Below are 15,121 nucleotides of genomic sequence, written 5' to 3'. Positions count from 1 at the left end.
CTCTTACCCACTTGCACCCCAGAGACAGCCAATGCGTCGCGTGGTGCTCTCGCTCTCACTCGTCTGTCTCGTCGTTCTCTCGGGCTGTCTCGGTGTGGCCTTCGGGCCGACCGACAGCCCCGCTGGCTCGGAGCCGGTGACCGCAGCCAGCGGCAGCGGTGGCGGGACCGCTGACGTCGACGGTTCGACCGGTTCGACGGGCGACGCGAGTCGGCCACGGACCAACCCGTGGGGAAGCGACCCCGTCGTCGTCGCTGTCGACGGGCCAGCCACCGACCGCGATTACGCCGCGCTCGTCGCCGATGCGACCGCTTACTGGGAGGCGAACGCCCCGCAGTACGCCGGTTACAACATCTCGTACCGCGTCGACGCCGACGCCGACTCGCCGGATATCGTCGTCCGCTTCGTCGAGGACGTCCCGGCCTGCGGCGACACGAACGACGCCGTCGGCTGCGCGCCGCTCGTCACCGACTCCCGACAGCTCGACCGGCCCGAAGCCGTCTACATCCAGACCGGTCTCTCCGCCGAGTCGACGACGCTCATCCTCGAACACGAGTTCGGCCACACGCTCGGTCTCCGTCACGACGACGCGCCCGCCGACGTGATGGCCGCCGAGTCGGTGCTCTACACTCAGCCGCAGCCGGACGCGAAAGACCGCGCCTTCCCGTGGAAGGACGCCGAGTTCACCGTCTACATCGACGACACCAACGCCTCGGACCCGGCGGATGCTCGCGACCAGGTCGGCCACGCCCTCGACTACTTCGCGTCCGGCGCGGACGGCACCGAGGGCGTCCCGTCGAACCTCTCTTTCACCTTCGTCGACGACCCCGACGAGGCCGACGTCGTCGTCCAGTTCAGCGAGACCTCTCCCTGTGACGATGGTGCAGGATCGTGTGGCCAGATGCTCGGTCCCGACCCCGACGGCGACGGGGCCATCGAGACCTACACGAAGCTCCGGGTCACGCTCGTCGACCTCGATACGTCCGCCGTCGGCTGGCACGTCGGCAACTGGCTGGCCTACGGACTCGGGATGGAAGCGGTCGACGAGCGACCCCGGCCGTTCCAGGATGCGAGCTACAGCGAGCGCCGGAGCGACTGGTGGGAGTGAGGTCACGAGCGTGTGAGCAAGCCGACCACGGACACGTGACCGATTCGGCCACAGACTTTTGACCGAATCCGGAGTAGTTCTCGCATGGTCCCCTCCCGAATCGAGTGGTCCGGCCAGCCGCCGGGCCGACTCGCCGCCGCGGTCAAACATTTCGCCGTCAGTGCCGCACTCGTCCTCGCGGGCGTGCTCGCCTTCGCGGTCCTCGGCTTGGTCCTGTCGGGAAACAGCCGCGCCGTCCTCGTGATTCTCGCGGCGGTCGTCGTGGGCGGGCCGTTCTCGCTGCTCTACGGCTGGTACGCGCTGCGCTACGGCGAGGCGGACGAACGCGGCCGACTCGTCGCGTGGCTGTCCGAACTCCGCCTCCGGTGGCTCGCGCTCACCCTCCCGCTCGCCTTCGTCGCCTTTCTCACCGTAGGCGTCGCGCCGTGGCTTCTGCCCGTCTACGCCGTCGGCGTGGCGGCCGCGTGGTCGGTCGCGGTCTCGGGACAGTACGACGGCCGTCTCGACGTCGAGACGGGCGAACTCGTCCGCGAGCGAAGGGGTCGGACGTTCGACCACGACCTGAGCGGCCTCCGGTGGTTTCGCACGTTCCGACTCGGCCCGTACGTCGTCTGTCTGCTCCGACACCGCCGCGGAAACGCGCTCACCGAACCGTTCGGGCTGGTCTTCCCCGCGCGAGTCGGTGCCGACCTCCGGGCCGCGCTGGCGACGCTGGCCGAGCGAACCGCTGAGGCCGAGGAGGAGACACGGGGGACGACGGCGCGCTGGACACTCGTCGGGCTCGGCCTCCTGTTCGTCGCCGTCGCGGCCGCGCTGACGTTCTTCGGCCCGCCCCCGACGGCTGCTGTGGGATGGTTCCTCGCCGGATGGGGGCTGCTGTTCGTCGTGCTCGCGTGGCTCGCCTGAACACAGCACTCAAGCGCCGGACGCCCCTCTCAGACGACATGGACCCCGAAGAACTGGAGACCGCCCTCGAAGCGGCCTTCGGCGGGACGGCCGCCGAACGGCGCGTCGTCGCCCGGCAGGCCCGCGACCTCGCGGACTCGGGCACACACGAAGCCGACCGGGGCCGTCCGTTGACGGTCGAGGAGATCGTCGAGAACCTCGCGGACGCGCCCGAGGGGACCTCTCTGCCCTCGCGCTGGAACTGGTGGCTTGGCGCGCTCGACGTCGCCTACGGCGGCTACCGGGAGTTTCAGATCGAACGCGTCCCGCGGGAGTAGCTCAGTCGCTCAGTCACCGAACCGCTGCGAGCCGCCGCTCCATCTCTCCCTCCATCCACGTCGCGAGCTCGTCCGATGGTTCGTCCGAGAACTCCACCCAGTGCTCGAAGTATCCGACGACACCGAGGAACCTGACGGCTTCGTACACGGGCCGCCGCTTCTCGGCCCCGTCCGGCAGTCCACCGGCACGCTCGCGATAGCCGTCGAAGAACGCCGTCGTAATCCGCTCTGAGGCCGCCGCTCGGAGCGTGCAGAACTGCTGGTCGTAGGCCCGATAGAGGTCTCGTGCCGGGTCACCGACGTGCGCGCGCTCCCAGTCGAGAAAGCCGACGTCGTCGCCGACGCAAAAGCTGTTCGGACCCGCCGGGTCGCCGTGGAGGAGGGCGGCGGGTGCGTCGTCGAGGAGTGAGCGGTTCGTCTCGACGGCGTCGGTCACCGTCTCGAAGTATCCGTCGAACCGGTCGTCGGGTGCCAGTTCGCGCATCTCGGCGACGGACTCGTTCAAGACGTCCGTCCACAACCCTCGATCGAGTTCGAGACCGTCGGCGTCGCCACCGACGACGCGGCCGTGGCCGTCGAAACGACGGCTGTGGAGGGATGCGAGTGCCTTGCCCACCTGTCGTGCCACCGCTGCTCGTTCTGCGTCGTCGGCGTCGGCCCACACTCTCGAGACTGTCTCGCCAGCGACCGGGTCGGTCACGAGATACGGAACTCGCGTGTCGGTCTCGCTCACCAGTACTGTCGGCGTCGGAACTTGATAGTTCGCGCTCACGTAGTCGAGTACGGCACGCTCTCGTCTGATTCGCGACCCGTCGCCGTCGGCTGCCAGTTTCAGATAGACCGCCCCGCCGTCGACGAACTCGACTCTGACCGTCTGGTTCTTCTCGTTCCAAGAGGGTCCTGTCGACCCTATGTCGTCGACCTCTCGACTGGGAAACGCGCTGCCCAGTGCCGACGCGACGTCCTCGTCCATGAATCGGTGTGTCCCGTTTCCGGTAAGGAGGTTGTGGTGGTCTGTGAACGCTTCAGTCGAGTTCCGTCAGCACCGCCTCCGCCAGTCTGTTCGCCGTCGCGACGTGCTCATCGGCTTTCTCGTCACCGGTCTCTTCGACGTGCGACAGCAGCTCGCGGACGTGGCCGACGCGCTCGCGGACCACCTCGTCCGGCAGGCCACCGTCGCCACCGACATCGACACCATCGGCAACGTCGCCCGCGACGGCGTCGGCCTCGGCGACCCAGTGGGTCACGTCGGGCCGCATCGGCCGCTCTGCGGTCGCGGCGAGCTCGTCGGCGAGCGCGGTGAGCTGCGTCGTGACGTCGTCCTCGGTCATACCCCTCTTCGCGCGCCGAGACCCATGAGTTCGTCGGCGTCGACGGCGCGACCCCTCCGTTTCGGCTCGAAGTCGAGGGAGATTCTAGAGAGAGTTTCGAGAGAGTTTCGTCGGATGTTCGGCCGATGTGAGTCCGACTTTGAAAAATCAATATCCCCTCGAACGACGCTTCTTCGGTCGTAATGACACACGACACGACACGGCGGCGGTTCCTCATCGGCGTCGGCGCGGCCGGGACAGTCGCGCTCGCGGGCTGTACGACCGGCGGCGACGGCGGGAGCCAGCCGACCACCGAGTCGATGGGCGGCGAGACGACGACGGAGTCGATGGGTGGCGAGATGAACGAGAGCATGAGCGAGACGACAAGCGAATCGATGGACGACGGCATGATGGCCACGACGTTCACCGTCCGCGTCGAGAACGTCGGCTCGGCGGAGACGCTCCAGACTTCTGAAGGTCCCGTGCCCGCGGTTCTCGCGCCAGTCGCCTACGCGGTCCACGACGAGGGCGTCTCGCTGTTCACCGAGGACGAGGCGGCCAGCCCCGGCCTCGAAACGCTCGCCGAGGACGGCGGTCCGTCGACTTTGGTCGGCGAAGTCGAGATGAGCGTCGACCACGCGGGTGCCGCGGCCGTCCCCGAGGGCGGCGACGAGGCGGGACCCATCGGTCCCGGCGGCGCGTACACCTTCCAGGTCGAGGCCCACGCGGGCCACCGGCTGTCGCTGGCGACGATGTTCGTCCAGTCGAACGACCTGTTCTACGCGCCCGAACCGAGCGGGATTCCACTGTTCGACGAGAACGACGAACCCGTCGACGGCGACCGGACGAGCCACCTGCTGCTCTGGGACGCCGGCACCGAGGTCAACGAGGAGCCGGGCGTCGGCCCCAACCAGGCCCCGAGACAGTCCGGCCCGAACACCGGCGACGACGAGATGGGCACGGTCCGCCGCATCGGCGACGTCGACGACGGCTACGACTATCCCGAGACTACCTCGGTCGTCAGACTAACCATCTCTCCGTCCCAAGCGATGGACAACTGAGATCTGGAGAGTTACCACACCTCATGTCTTCGCCCCCAACCGACCCAGCTGACACATCCCCCGAACCGAGCGACGCTACCCCGTCACACTCGTGGCCCGCTCGCATCCTCGTGGCACTCCTCGCGGGCGTCGCGGGCGTCGCTGGCTCCTTCGCGGTCGCATCGTTCACGCCCGCGTTCGTCGCGGGTCCCATCGCGGGCTTCCTCGCCCGCCGCTTACCGGGTGCGGTCATCACCTTCGCCATCGTCGTCCTCGGCGACTTCGGCGACCAGCTGAACGTCCTCACCGCGCTCGGTATCGCGACGCTGCTCTTCGCCGGGGCGACGCTGGTCGGCCAGCGAGCGGACCGCGCGCTCGGCGGGACGGTCTCGGGCCCGGTCGTCGCCGCGGCGGTCCTCGCCGTCGCCTACGCCGTCACAGGGGCACCCCTCCCGTCGCTGGCGGCGGGCGTCGCCGCGGGGCTGGTCGCGGCCGTCGCCGACCTCGTCGCGGTTCGGGGGTTCCCGGCCATCGACGGCGACGCGGCCCAACCGGGTCGGCGGCGCGTCCTCGCGGCTATCGCGAGCGCGCTCCCGCTCGTTCTCGGTGGCTACGCGCTGGGTGCGCGTGCCGACTCACAGTCGGCGTCGTCCGCGTCGTCGACGCTGGACGTCGGCGAGCCGTGGGCCGTCCCCGAGGTCGACGCGATGCTCGCACAGGCGAGCGAGCAGTCGCTCGCGGTCGCGGGGCTGGAACCCCTCGTCAGCGACTCGTTCTACCAGGTCGACATCAACTCGACGGACCCGGCTCTCGACGCCGCCGACTGGTCGCTCTCGGTCACCGGCGCGGTCGACGAGGAGGTGACCTACTCCTACGAGGAGATTGCCCGGATGGAGATGGAGCACCGCTTCGTCTCGCTGCGCTGCGTCGGCGAACCGCTGAACGGCAGGAAGCTGGACAACGCCGTCTGGACCGGCGTGTCCATCATGGACCTCGTGGAACCCGCTGGCGTCGACGACGGCTGCTGTGTGATGTTCCGCGCCGCCGACGGCTTCTACGAGGAGTTCCCGCTGTCGGCCCTCCGCGACGGCTTTCTCGCCATCGGCATGAACGGACAGATCCTCCCGCGCGGCCACGGCTACCCGGCACGGGCACTCATCCCCGGCCACTGGGGCGAGATCAACGTCAAGTGGATCGACGAGATCGAGATCCTCGACCGCCCCGCCGACGGCTACTGGGAGAAACGCGGCTGGCACGGCACCGGCCCGGTCAACACCGTCGCGAAGCTGTGGGTCGACAACCGTCTCGACGACGGCCGCATCGAGGTCGCGGGCCACGCCTACGCCGGGACCCGCGACGTCGAGCGCGTCGAGGTCTCGACCGACGGGGGCGCGACGTGGGCTGACGCGGAGCTGTCGGAGCGGCTGCCCGGCACCGACGTCTGGCGGCAGTGGGTCTACCGGTACGAGCCGCCCGGGGGCGAACACGAGGTGGTCGTCCGCGCCACCGACGGTACCGGCACGCTCCAGCCCGAAGACGAGGCTTCGGCGTTCCCCAACGGGGCCTCCGGCTGGGTGTCGAAGACGCTCCGGCCATGAGCACGTATATATGCCACGTCGCCGACAGTGGAGGTGAACTCGGATGGAGAAGGCGCTCTGGTATCTCTTGGCCGGGATGCGCGGCGGTGAGAACCGCGCGCGCATCATTCGCGCCCTCTCGGAGCGTCCCCGGAACGCCAACCAGCTCTCGGAGACGCTCGACTTGGAGTACAACACGATCCGCTACCATCTGGACCTGCTCGTCGACCACGACGTCGTCGAGAAGGGCGAGGCCAGCTACGGGACGATGTACTTCCTCACCGACCGCTTCGAGCACCACCGCGAGCAGTTCGAGGACATCCTGACGAAGATGGACTAACCATGGCTATGACAACCACACTGACGGTCGCGACCGCCCTCTCGGGACTGAGCATCCTCTTTTTGCTCGTGCTCACAGGGATTTGGGTCCGCAACTACCGGACCTTCGAGTCGACGCTGACGCTCGGACTCATCGCCTTCGGCGCGACGCTCATCCTGGAGAACGCCCTGGCCATCTACTTCTTCTTCAGTACGACGATGCTCTACTCGGGCGAGCCGGTCGTCCAGAACGCCATCCTCGCGCTCCGGACACTCCAGCTCGTCGCCGTCGGCTTCCTGACCTACGTGACGGTGAAGTAAGGCGATAGGTTTTGTCGCTCGCGCCCCTCCTCTCACTCATGCGAACGCTCACCAAGAGCCTGCTCGCCGTCGGCGGCGCTGGCCTCGCGCTCTGGACCGGCTGGGGACTGTACTCCACCCGGTCGACCGAACGGGTCCCCTACGACACGCTCGCCGAACTCGACGGCGTCGAGATTCGACGGTATCCACGGACGATCCTCGTCGAGACGACCGCCGAGAGCAACGAAGCCGCGTTCCGACGGCTGTTCCGCTACCTCTCGGGGGCAAACGAGTCGAGCGAGGAAGTGTCGATGACGGCTCCCGTCGCCAGCGACGCGGACGGCCAGACGGTGTCGATGACCGCGCCGGTGCGGACGGAGCGTGCGACGACCGGCGCGCGCGACACCGACAGTGACGAGCTGTCGATGACGGCACCGGTCCGCACGGACGACGGCGACGGCGAGGTCACGATGGCCTTCTACCTCCCGTCGGAGTACACGCCCGCGACCGCGCCGACGCCGACCGACTCGCGGGTCCGGCTCGTCGTCCAGCCGCCGCAGACGCTCGCGGTGAAGACGTTCTCGTGGTGGGCGACCGACGAGCGGGTCACAGACCAGCGGTCGGCGTTGCTCGACACGCTCGCCGAGCGCGATCTCGACCTGCGCGGCGAGCCGTTCCTCCTGCAGTACAACGCCCCCTACACGCCACCGTTCCTCCGACGCAACGAGGTCGCGGTCGCGGTGGCGTACGAACCCGAATCCGTCGATAACACCGCCGAGTAGGCGAGGAGGCGAGGAGGCGAGCGGGCTACTTCTCCGTCTTCACTACTCGCCGGAGGTCGTCCATCCCGAGCGTCGTCACGAACCCCGCGAACGCGAGGATGGCGACGCAGGAGAGTATACCCCGGAGGACCGGGTAGAGCGACCCACTCAGTCGGGGGTCGCCGACGCCAAACGGGATGAAGACGACGGTGGCGACGAGCGCGGTGATGCCGAAGGTCCACGCCTCTCTGACCGTCGGGCCGAGTCCCCACCGCCGCAGGGCGACGACGACGACGACGGTGAGGAGGAGCGACCACGAGGTTGCGAAGTTCCACGGCTCGTTGACGAGCAGTGGTGCGACGGCGAGCGAGAGGACGACGTTCGAGGCACCGTTCAGTCCGAAGACGACGAGCAGCGACTGTAGGACGCCGCCACCCGTCCGAGCCGAACGCTCGCTCTCGTCGCTCATCGCTCACCCTCCCGGAGCGCGACGACCGTCTCGCCGCTGCCGACGTAGAGCGTTCCTCCGGCGAGTGCGAATGAGTCCACGCCGCCACCGGGGACGCCGACGCGGAACCGCTCCGTGCCGTCGCTCGTGTCGAGGCCGATGGCGGCCCTCCCGGCGGCGAGATAGAGCGTGTCGGCCGTCACGGCGGGACTCTCGACTGACTCGGCCCGCTCGACGGTTCGCTCCCAACGCACCTCCCCGGTCTCGGCGTCGAGCGCGACCACGAGTCCGGAGAACTCGGCGACGACGTAGACGGTGTCGCCGGCGACGACCGGTGCGAGTCCGCTGTCGTCCGGCGTCTCGTACGTCCACCGTGTCTCGCCGGTCTCGGCGTCGAGCGCGTAGAGCGTCGTGTCGCCGTAGAAGACGGTGCCGTCGGCGACGGTCGGCACGAGCCGGTAGGGGTCGGCGAGGGTGAGTTCCCGACTCCACTGCGTGGTGCCTGTCTCCGCGGAGACGGCGCGCAGGACTCCCTCGTCGCGGTCGAGTGTCGGGCCGACGAGCAGACCGTCGCCGTACGCCCGCGGGAGAATCGGGGCCGGTGTGTCGGTCCAGCGTGGAACCCCCGAGTCGGTGTCGAGCGCGACGAGCGTCTCGCTGTCGAGATTCGAAGTAAAATAAGCCGTGTTGCCGACGACGAGCACGTCTTCGAAACTGCTCGACGTGTCGTACTGCCAGCGGGCAGTTCCCCGGCTCCCGACGGCGAAGAGGTCCGACCCGGCGCAGATGTAGACCCCCTCGTCGCCGACGACGGGCGGACTCTGGACGAAATGCGTCCCGCTCTGAAAGAAGTCGGAACCGAACCAGCCCTCGCCGCTCAAGCCGTACTCCCAGCGCGGCGTCCCGTCGGCCGCGTCGAGCGCGTGGACCGCGTAGCGTGTCGCCGTGTAGACCGTCTCGTCGGCGACGGCGACGGGGAGTGCGAGACCGGGAAAGGAGTCGCCGAGGTCGCGGTGCCACGCGACGCCGACCTCCTCGGTCGGGCCGCGTTCGGCGAAGCCGGTCCGTTCCGGACCGCCGCGGCTCATCGGCCACGCGTCGTCGTCATCCGAACTGAGCCGTTGCTCGCTGCGGAACCACGCCGGATCGAGGAGGGCACTCCCGACCGCGGCAGCTCCGGCGAGCCCGAGGAGCGAGCGACGCGACACGAGGTCACGACGCGAGCGAGGGGTGGAGGGCGTCACGGCCGAGATGACTCGCGGCCGTCACTTAGCGGTTCGCCCTCTCCGTCTCGAAACCGACGAACGAATAGGGCGTGAGTCGCTACGACCCGCCAATGAAACTCCAGTTCCTCGGCGGGGCCCGCGAGGTCGGCCGCAGTGCCATCCTCGTCAACGACTCCCTGCTCTTGGACTACGGGATGCTGACCGGCAACCCCCCGCAGTATCCCGTCGCCTCCCCCGAACCCGACGCAGTCGTCGTCTCTCACGGCCATCTCGACCACGTCGGCGCGGTCCCCACGCTCCTCTCGGGCGACCGGCGGCCGCCCATCCACTGGACGCCGCCGACGCAGGAACTCGCGCTGACGCTCGCCCGCGACACGCTCAAACTCCACGGCGGGACGTACGACTGCCCGTTCACCGAGACGCACGTCCAGCGGATGACGCAGGTGTCGAACCCACACGGCTATGGAGAACCGTTCGAGGCCGCGGGCCACGAGGTCACGCTCTACAACGCCGGCCACATCCCCGGCAGCGCGCACGTCCTCGTCGACGACGGCGACACGCGACTGCTCTACACCGCGGACTTCCACCTCGACGAAGAGGACGGCGGCGACGTCGTCGGCCAACGGCTCGTCCCCGGGTCGACCGACCGCCCCGACGCCGACGTCGTCATCTGCGAGAGCACGTACGCCGACGTCGAACACGACCCCCGCGGCGAGGTCGAACGCCGCTTCGTCGAGAGTCTCCAGACGACGATGTGGGAGGGGGGGACCGTCGTCGTCCCCGCCTTCGCCATCGGCCGCACGCAGGAGATGCTGCTCATCTGTGAGGCCCACGACCTCCCGTGCTACGTCGACGGCATGGGCAAGCAGGTGACGCGGATGCTCCGGAACCACCCCGAGTTCGTCCGCGACGCCGACGCGCTCCGCCGGGCGAAGTCCCACGCCCGTTTCGTCACGGGTCGGAACGGCCAGCGCAAACGCATCGCGAAGCAGAACACCGTCATCGTGACGACGAGCGGGATGCTCTCGGGCGGCCCGGCGATGACCTACATCCCCGAGGTCCGCGCCGACCCGACGAACAAGATCACCATGACGGGCTACCAGGTCGAGGGGACGCCCGGCCGCGACCTTCTGGAACGCGGCAGTGCCGAGATCGACGGCCGAATCATGCCCATCTCGGCGCAGGCCGAGTCCTACGACTTCTCTGCTCATGCGGACCACGACGGCCTCCGCGAGTTCCTCTCGGCGTACGAAGCGAGTGAGATTCTCGTCAACCACGGCGACAACTGCGAGAACTTCGCCGCCGAGTTACGCGAGGACGGCTACGAGGCGAGCGCGCCCGAAGTCGGCCAGGTCGTCGAAGTCTGACCGGGCGCAGTCGGCCGCTAGCCGTGCGTCCGACCTCGCCCGCGAGCCTTCATGTCGCCCGCGGCCGACTCTCGACACATGACCGACCCGTTCGTCGTCGTCGGCGGTGACGCCGCCGGCCTGAGTGCCGCGAGCAAACTGAAGCGCGACGACCCCGACCGCGAGGTGATCGTCTTCGAGAAGGGCCGGTGGGTCTCCTACGCCCACTGCGGGACGCCCTACTTCGTCAAGGGCGACATCGAGCATCTGAGCGACCTCCTGGCACTCTCGCCCGAGGAGATCGAAGAGCGCGGTATCGACCTCCGGCGGGAACACGAGGTCGTCGCGGTGTCACCCGACGAGCGAACCGTAACCGTCCGCACCGCCGACGGCGACGCCGTCGAGCAGGCCTACGGCGACCTGCTCGTCGCGACCGGCGCGCACGCCGCGACGAGTCCCATCGAGGGGGCAGCCCTCGACGGCGTGTTCACGCTGCACGGACTCGACTCGGCGGCGGCCATCCGCGCGTTCCTCGACGCCCCCGACGCGGCGTCCGTCGAGGCGGTCGGCGGCGGCGAGTACGTCGACCGCGAGACCGTGGCGCGGTACGGCGCGATGGACCCGCCCGAGACGGTCGCGCTCGTCGGCGGCGGCTACGTCGGCATCGAGATGGCCGAGGCCTTCGCGGCCCACGACCTCGACGTCCATCTCTTTCAGCGGTCCGCGCACGTCCTCCAGCCGTTCGGCGAGGCCGTCGCCGAGCGCGTCGAGGAGCACCTACGCGAACAGGGCGTCACGCTGCATCTGGACACCGAAGTCGACCGCCTCGCTGGCGACGACGGTCGCGTGACGGGCGTCTCCTTCGGTGACGGCCCGCTCGACGTCGACATGGTGCTCGTCGGCATCGGCATCCGGCCGAACACCGACCTCCTCGCGGGGACCGGCGTCGAACTGGGTGACTCGGGAGCCATCGCCACGGACGAGTACGGCCGGACGAACGTCGAGGGGGTCTACGCCGCGGGCGACGTCGCCGAGGACCGCCACGTCGTCACCGGCGGCCCGGCGTGGGTCCCGCTCGGGCTGACCGCGAACAGAGCAGGGCGGGCCATCGGCGGGACTGTCGCGGGAGACCCGACGCCCGTCGGCGACGTCGCCGGGACGGCCGTGCTCAAGGCCTTCGACTTGGAGTGCGGCCGGACGGGGGTCGTCGACCACGAGGAGGCGAGGGAGGCGGGGTTCGACCCGGTGAGCGAGACGATCACCGCAGGGTCGCGCTCGGGCTACTACCCCGGCGCGGCGGAGACGACCGTCACGCTGACTGCCGACCGCGATTCTGGAAAATTGCTCGGCGGCACCATCGTCGGCAGCGACCGCGCGGCGATCCGTATCGACACCGTGGCGACGGCACTCGCCGGGGAGCTGACCGTCTCCGAAGTCGAACGGCTCGACCTGGCCTACGCGCCGCCGTTCAGTCCCGTCTGGGACCCCGTGCTCACGGCGGCGAAGGTGCTCGGCGGGAAACTCTGAGAACTCTGAGGCGGGGAGTCAGCCGTCGTACGGCCACCGCGGGTCGCGCTGGTCGGAACACCGCGGTTTCCGCAGCAGCGCGGGTCTGAACCCGCGGCCACACCAGCCGAACTCCCGGAGGTTCCGCCACGCCTCCCGGAGCGACTCGCGGTTCGCTCCGCCCGGATAGTCGACCCGCTCGAACTGCTCGGGGTCGTCGTGCCAAAAGCAGATGCCGCACCGCTCGTAGGACCCCGGCTCGTCCTGCTCCAGCGTCCGGTAGCCACAACAGGGACAGTAGCCGCGCAGTCGTGATGCCCGTCTGCCCATTGCGTGGCAATTGTTACCAATACACTTGAATATTTCCTCGCGCGTCTGACGATAATCTCTGACTCGATCTTCTAAAAGAATCGCGCTGCCGAGCCGAGGGCGGAGTTCGTGTCCGTTGACGCCACAGTGAGCGACGAACACCGCCGCGCGGCGACTCCGTTCAGTCGTCGCTCTCGCGCTCGAACGCCCGGACGTCCTGTTCGGCCGTGTGGAGGAACCGGTCCACCTCGGCGCGGAGCTGCGTCCGCTGGAGGAGGGCGAACCCCGCGAGGATGATGCCGAATCCGGCCAGCGTCGTCGTCGCGAGTGCCTCGCCGAGGAGTGCCCAGGCCGTCACCGTCGCGACCGCCGGGACGGCGTAGGCGACGAGGTTGGCCCGGACCGGGCCCGCGTCGGCGATGAGCAGGAAGTACGCCCCGTAGGCGATGGCCGTTCCGGGCGCGCCGACGTAAATGACGGCGGCGACCGTGTCGGCCGTCAGCGGGATGGTCGCCGCCGACTCGCCGATGGCGAGACTCGTCGCATGGAGACCGAGCGCGCCGAGGAGCATCGCCCACGCCGACAGCGGGAGCATCGCCAGCCGCGGGCGAGCACGCTGGAGGAGGACGCTCCCCAGCGAGACGCTGACCGCGGCGACGAGGACGAGCAGCTGGCCCACCGTCCCGACACCGAGCTGGTCGGGCGAGGGCTGGACGATGACCATGACGCCGACGAGACCAAGGAGGATACCGGCGACGTCGAGGCGCGCGACGCGCTCGCCGAGCAGCAGATAGGTGAACACCGGCGAGACGACGGGCATCAGACTGTACATGATCGCGGCTGCGCCGCTCGTGGTGTACTGCTGGCCGACGAACAACAGTGCGTTGTTGATGCCGACGATGAAGACCGCGCTGGCGGCGATGCCGAGCAGGTCGCGGCGCGTCTGTGGGAGCCAGTCGTCGTACAGATACGCCGCGAGCGCGAGCAGCAGGACGGCGGCGATGTCGAAGCGGAAGGCTGCGAAGAGGACTGGCGGGACCGTCGCGAGACCGACCTTGATGGCGACGAAGGAAGTGCCGAGACAGACCGAAGCCGCGCCGAAGAGGGTGAGCGTTCCGCGCGAACTCATCGCCCCACCCCCGGTTTCGGAACAGCCGCAGTGTGCGTATTGCGGCTGCCGAAACCGGGAGTCGTCGAGCCGACACGAGAACACGAGTGGAGAGAGTGATAGCCCATGTGTTGAGTTCCTCAACTAATCGTGCGCTCTGGCACTACTTATTTTCACTGGGACTCGGTTTACCGTGACAAACGCTCGCTCATTTCGGCTAAAATCAAAACGGGTGTTAGCGAGTCACGTGGGGAACTGTGCCGAAGTCTCACGGCTCTCGGCGGTGGCGAACCGGCCGTTGCTCGGCTACTCGTCGTCGTTGTCCAACTGGGCCGCTTCGACGCGGTCGGCGTACTTCTCCAACTCGCCCGCGAGCGTCCGTGCCTGCTCGGCACTGAGGGTGACGCGGTCGGCGTGCGCCGGAAGCGTCTCCAGTTGCGTGTTGTCGAGTTCGAGTTCGAGTTTCACGTGGTCGGGGTTCTGCCGCGGGGCGGTGACGTTGAGGACGGCGAAAGCCTCCTCGTCGAAGTCGTGGCCCGTCGCGGTGCCGTCGAGCATATCGAACGTGGTGTAGGCGTTGATGCGCAGGAGTCGGTCGGGCATACTCACCTCTCGGTCGGCGACTCGAATAGGCGTGTCGTCCGCGACAGCATCCACGCCGCCCGAACCCCAGGTCCCCATCGCCGTGAGATTCCGTCCCACCCCGCCTGAAAGAATTTATGCGACGCCGCGGAACGGCCGCGCATGGAGTTCCAGATTGCCGACGGACGGAGCTACGCGACGCTCGAAGTCACGATGGACAGCGGCGACCGCGTTGGCATCGACCCCGGCTCGATGGTGACCCGCAGCGACGCCATCCGCTCGGAGACGAACGCGAGCGAGGGTGGTCTCGGCGGGATGCTCAAACGCGCCGTCTCCGACGAACTGGAGGTCATGACGACGTTCCTTGAGGCGGAGACCGACGGCTCTCGGGCCGTGCTCGCCCCGGATTATCTCGGCGACATCGCCCAACTCGACATCGACGAGACCGGGCCGGTGAAGGTCCAGTCCGGCGGGCTGCTCGCGTGGACACCCGACGTCGAACGCGGCACCGCCCGCAACGAGGCAAGTAACTTCTTCTCGTCGGGCGAACTCACCGTCCTCCGTCTCGGCGGGTCGGGTACGGCCTTCATCTCGGCGTTCGGCGCGGTCCGCGAGGAGCGGGTCACGAGCGACGAACCGCTCGTCGTCGACGAGGACCATCTGCTCGCGTGGAGCGAGGACCTCTCGGTGTCGCGCGCGAAAGACTCCAGCATCAAGTCCTCGCTGCTCGGAGGGGAGGGTTTCGTCACGCGACTCGAAGGCGACGGGCGGGTCTGGGTCCAGACGCGCGACCCGATGATCCTGTTCGGCGGCGGCGGGCAGTAGGCGTCGTGAGCGACGCCACTGTCGACGCCGGTGGGGAAAACTAGCTCGCTCACCGCGAGCGAGGGCGTAAGCCCGAGTCTCGCGGCCTTTTTGGCCGAGCTTTTTGCCGGGGGTTGAGCCAGCGCCGGAGGCAC

General features: G+C 68.7%; 18 protein-coding genes. 11 read left to right on the top strand and 7 right to left on the bottom strand.

From position 1 onward, the window contains the following. The first annotated feature begins 31 nt into the window (after nt 1-31). From BLR57_RS15455 to BLR57_RS15445, 3 genes are all read left to right on the top strand, one after another. Nucleotides 32-1,108, top strand: coding sequence for a zinc metalloprotease (locus tag BLR57_RS15455; protein ID WP_089698994.1), 1,077 nt, complete (start codon nt 32-34; stop codon nt 1,106-1,108). Between the two features lie 84 nt (nt 1,109-1,192). After that, entirely contained in the window at nt 1,193-2,014 is an 822-nt protein-coding gene (locus BLR57_RS15450) for a hypothetical protein (protein ID WP_089698992.1), read from the top strand. Nucleotides 2,015-2,052: 38 nt separating this feature from the next. Next, nucleotides 2,053-2,331 (top strand): WNWW family protein, encoded by a 279-nt coding sequence (locus tag BLR57_RS15445; RefSeq protein ID WP_089698990.1) that lies wholly within the window; start codon nt 2,053-2,055, stop codon nt 2,329-2,331. A 13-nt stretch (nt 2,332-2,344) separates the two neighbouring features. Here BLR57_RS15445 and BLR57_RS15440 read toward each other — a convergent pair whose 3' ends face one another. Further along, the gene (locus tag BLR57_RS15440) at nt 2,345-3,304 is read right to left on the bottom strand and encodes a phosphotransferase family protein (protein WP_089698988.1); all 960 of its coding nucleotides are present in this window, start codon (nt 3,302-3,304) and stop codon (nt 2,345-2,347) included. Between the two features lie 52 nt (nt 3,305-3,356). Further along, a complete protein-coding gene (locus tag BLR57_RS15435) occupies nt 3,357-3,662 on the bottom strand; it encodes a DUF8152 family protein (RefSeq protein WP_089698986.1) in 306 nt (101 codons plus the stop codon). Between the two features lie 182 nt (nt 3,663-3,844). Between BLR57_RS15435 and BLR57_RS15430 the strand changes: the two genes are divergently transcribed. From BLR57_RS15430 to BLR57_RS15410, 5 genes are read left to right on the top strand one after another with little or no spacing between them, the layout of a single operon-like run. Beyond that, entirely contained in the window at nt 3,845-4,702 is an 858-nt protein-coding gene (locus BLR57_RS15430) for a spondin domain-containing protein (protein WP_089698984.1), read from the top strand. A 23-nt stretch (nt 4,703-4,725) separates the two neighbouring features. After that, a complete protein-coding gene (locus BLR57_RS15425) occupies nt 4,726-6,279 on the top strand; it encodes a molybdopterin-dependent oxidoreductase (RefSeq protein ID WP_089698982.1) in 1,554 nt (517 codons plus the stop codon). Between the two features lie 43 nt (nt 6,280-6,322). After that, entirely contained in the window at nt 6,323-6,598 is a 276-nt protein-coding gene (locus BLR57_RS15420) for a winged helix-turn-helix domain-containing protein (protein ID WP_089698980.1), read from the top strand. A 2-nt stretch (nt 6,599-6,600) separates the two neighbouring features. After that, entirely contained in the window at nt 6,601-6,897 is a 297-nt protein-coding gene (locus tag BLR57_RS15415) for a DUF8036 family membrane protein (protein ID WP_089698977.1), read from the top strand. 38 nt (nt 6,898-6,935) lie between these two features. Next, nucleotides 6,936-7,658 (top strand): SOUL family heme-binding protein, encoded by a 723-nt coding sequence (locus BLR57_RS15410; RefSeq protein ID WP_089698975.1) that lies wholly within the window; start codon nt 6,936-6,938, stop codon nt 7,656-7,658. A gap of 25 nt (nt 7,659-7,683) precedes the next feature. Here BLR57_RS15410 and BLR57_RS15405 read toward each other — a convergent pair whose 3' ends face one another. Both BLR57_RS15405 and BLR57_RS15400 read right to left on the bottom strand, forming a co-directional pair. Then, nucleotides 7,684-8,106: a hypothetical protein gene (locus BLR57_RS15405; RefSeq protein ID WP_089698973.1), complete on the bottom strand. Its 423-nt coding sequence runs from the start codon at nt 8,104-8,106 to the stop codon at nt 7,684-7,686. Beyond that, complete coding sequence (locus BLR57_RS15400) at nt 8,103-9,329, bottom strand: outer membrane protein assembly factor BamB family protein (protein ID WP_139173374.1); 1,227 nt, start codon at nt 9,327-9,329, stop codon at nt 8,103-8,105. Before BLR57_RS15400 ends, BLR57_RS15405 begins: the two co-directional genes overlap by 4 nt. A 92-nt stretch (nt 9,330-9,421) precedes the next feature. Between BLR57_RS15400 and BLR57_RS15395 the strand changes: the two genes are divergently transcribed. Together BLR57_RS15395 and BLR57_RS15390 are read left to right on the top strand one after the other, a co-directional pair. Continuing rightward, complete coding sequence (locus BLR57_RS15395) at nt 9,422-10,678, top strand: MBL fold metallo-hydrolase (RefSeq protein ID WP_089698969.1); 1,257 nt, start codon at nt 9,422-9,424, stop codon at nt 10,676-10,678. A 78-nt stretch (nt 10,679-10,756) separates the two neighbouring features. Continuing rightward, the gene (locus BLR57_RS15390) at nt 10,757-12,184 is read left to right on the top strand and encodes an FAD-dependent oxidoreductase (RefSeq protein WP_089698966.1); all 1,428 of its coding nucleotides are present in this window, start codon (nt 10,757-10,759) and stop codon (nt 12,182-12,184) included. An 18-nt stretch (nt 12,185-12,202) separates the two neighbouring features. On the opposite strand, the gene BLR57_RS15385 is transcribed toward BLR57_RS15390, so the two are convergent. From BLR57_RS15385 to BLR57_RS15375, 3 genes are all read right to left on the bottom strand, one after another. Continuing rightward, nucleotides 12,203-12,493 (bottom strand): CPCC family cysteine-rich protein, encoded by a 291-nt coding sequence (locus BLR57_RS15385; RefSeq protein WP_211603295.1) that lies wholly within the window; start codon nt 12,491-12,493, stop codon nt 12,203-12,205. Nucleotides 12,494-12,653: 160 nt separating this feature from the next. Continuing rightward, nucleotides 12,654-13,601, bottom strand: a complete 948-nt coding sequence (locus BLR57_RS15380; protein WP_089698964.1) for a DMT family transporter — start codon at nt 13,599-13,601, stop codon at nt 12,654-12,656. Nucleotides 13,602-13,886: 285 nt separating this feature from the next. Beyond that, nucleotides 13,887-14,183, bottom strand: coding sequence for a DUF6360 family protein (locus BLR57_RS15375; RefSeq protein WP_089699096.1), 297 nt, complete (start codon nt 14,181-14,183; stop codon nt 13,887-13,889). Nucleotides 14,184-14,324: 141 nt separating this feature from the next. Here BLR57_RS15375 and BLR57_RS15370 point away from each other — a divergent pair, with 141 nt between their 5' ends. Continuing rightward, complete coding sequence (locus BLR57_RS15370) at nt 14,325-14,987, top strand: TIGR00266 family protein (RefSeq protein WP_089698961.1); 663 nt, start codon at nt 14,325-14,327, stop codon at nt 14,985-14,987. The last annotated feature ends 134 nt before the right edge of the window (nt 14,988-15,121 follow it).

Origin of the sequence: Halogranum gelatinilyticum (assembly GCF_900103715.1) — an archaeon.
Taxonomy (GTDB): domain Archaea; phylum Halobacteriota; class Halobacteria; order Halobacteriales; family Haloferacaceae; genus Halogranum; species Halogranum gelatinilyticum.
Note: the sequence above shows the minus strand (reverse complement) of the source record. Positions and strands in the feature narration are given on the sequence as shown.

Bases quoted from the DNA above. Each gene is read 5' to 3' on its own strand.
- BLR57_RS15455 (WP_089698994.1), top strand. From the start codon at position 32: ATGCGTCGCGTGGTGCTCTCGCTCTCACTCGTCTGTCTCGTCGTTCTC.
- BLR57_RS15450 (WP_089698992.1), top strand. From the start codon at position 1,193: ATGGTCCCCTCCCGAATCGAGTGGTCCGGCCAGCCGCCGGGCCGACTC.
- BLR57_RS15445 (WP_089698990.1), top strand. From the start codon at position 2,053: ATGGACCCCGAAGAACTGGAGACCGCCCTCGAAGCGGCCTTCGGCGGG.
- BLR57_RS15440 (WP_089698988.1), bottom strand. From the start codon at position 3,304: ATGGACGAGGACGTCGCGTCGGCACTGGGCAGCGCGTTTCCCAGTCGA.
- BLR57_RS15435 (WP_089698986.1), bottom strand. From the start codon at position 3,662: ATGACCGAGGACGACGTCACGACGCAGCTCACCGCGCTCGCCGACGAG.
- BLR57_RS15430 (WP_089698984.1), top strand. From the start codon at position 3,845: ATGACACACGACACGACACGGCGGCGGTTCCTCATCGGCGTCGGCGCG.
- BLR57_RS15425 (WP_089698982.1), top strand. From the start codon at position 4,726: ATGTCTTCGCCCCCAACCGACCCAGCTGACACATCCCCCGAACCGAGC.
- BLR57_RS15420 (WP_089698980.1), top strand. From the start codon at position 6,323: ATGGAGAAGGCGCTCTGGTATCTCTTGGCCGGGATGCGCGGCGGTGAG.
- BLR57_RS15415 (WP_089698977.1), top strand. From the start codon at position 6,601: ATGGCTATGACAACCACACTGACGGTCGCGACCGCCCTCTCGGGACTG.
- BLR57_RS15410 (WP_089698975.1), top strand. From the start codon at position 6,936: ATGCGAACGCTCACCAAGAGCCTGCTCGCCGTCGGCGGCGCTGGCCTC.
- BLR57_RS15405 (WP_089698973.1), bottom strand. From the start codon at position 8,106: ATGAGCGACGAGAGCGAGCGTTCGGCTCGGACGGGTGGCGGCGTCCTA.
- BLR57_RS15395 (WP_089698969.1), top strand. From the start codon at position 9,422: ATGAAACTCCAGTTCCTCGGCGGGGCCCGCGAGGTCGGCCGCAGTGCC.
- BLR57_RS15390 (WP_089698966.1), top strand. From the start codon at position 10,757: ATGACCGACCCGTTCGTCGTCGTCGGCGGTGACGCCGCCGGCCTGAGT.
- BLR57_RS15385 (WP_211603295.1), bottom strand. From the start codon at position 12,493: ATGGGCAGACGGGCATCACGACTGCGCGGCTACTGTCCCTGTTGTGGC.
- BLR57_RS15380 (WP_089698964.1), bottom strand. From the start codon at position 13,601: ATGAGTTCGCGCGGAACGCTCACCCTCTTCGGCGCGGCTTCGGTCTGT.
- BLR57_RS15375 (WP_089699096.1), bottom strand. From the start codon at position 14,183: ATGCCCGACCGACTCCTGCGCATCAACGCCTACACCACGTTCGATATG.
- BLR57_RS15370 (WP_089698961.1), top strand. From the start codon at position 14,325: ATGGAGTTCCAGATTGCCGACGGACGGAGCTACGCGACGCTCGAAGTC.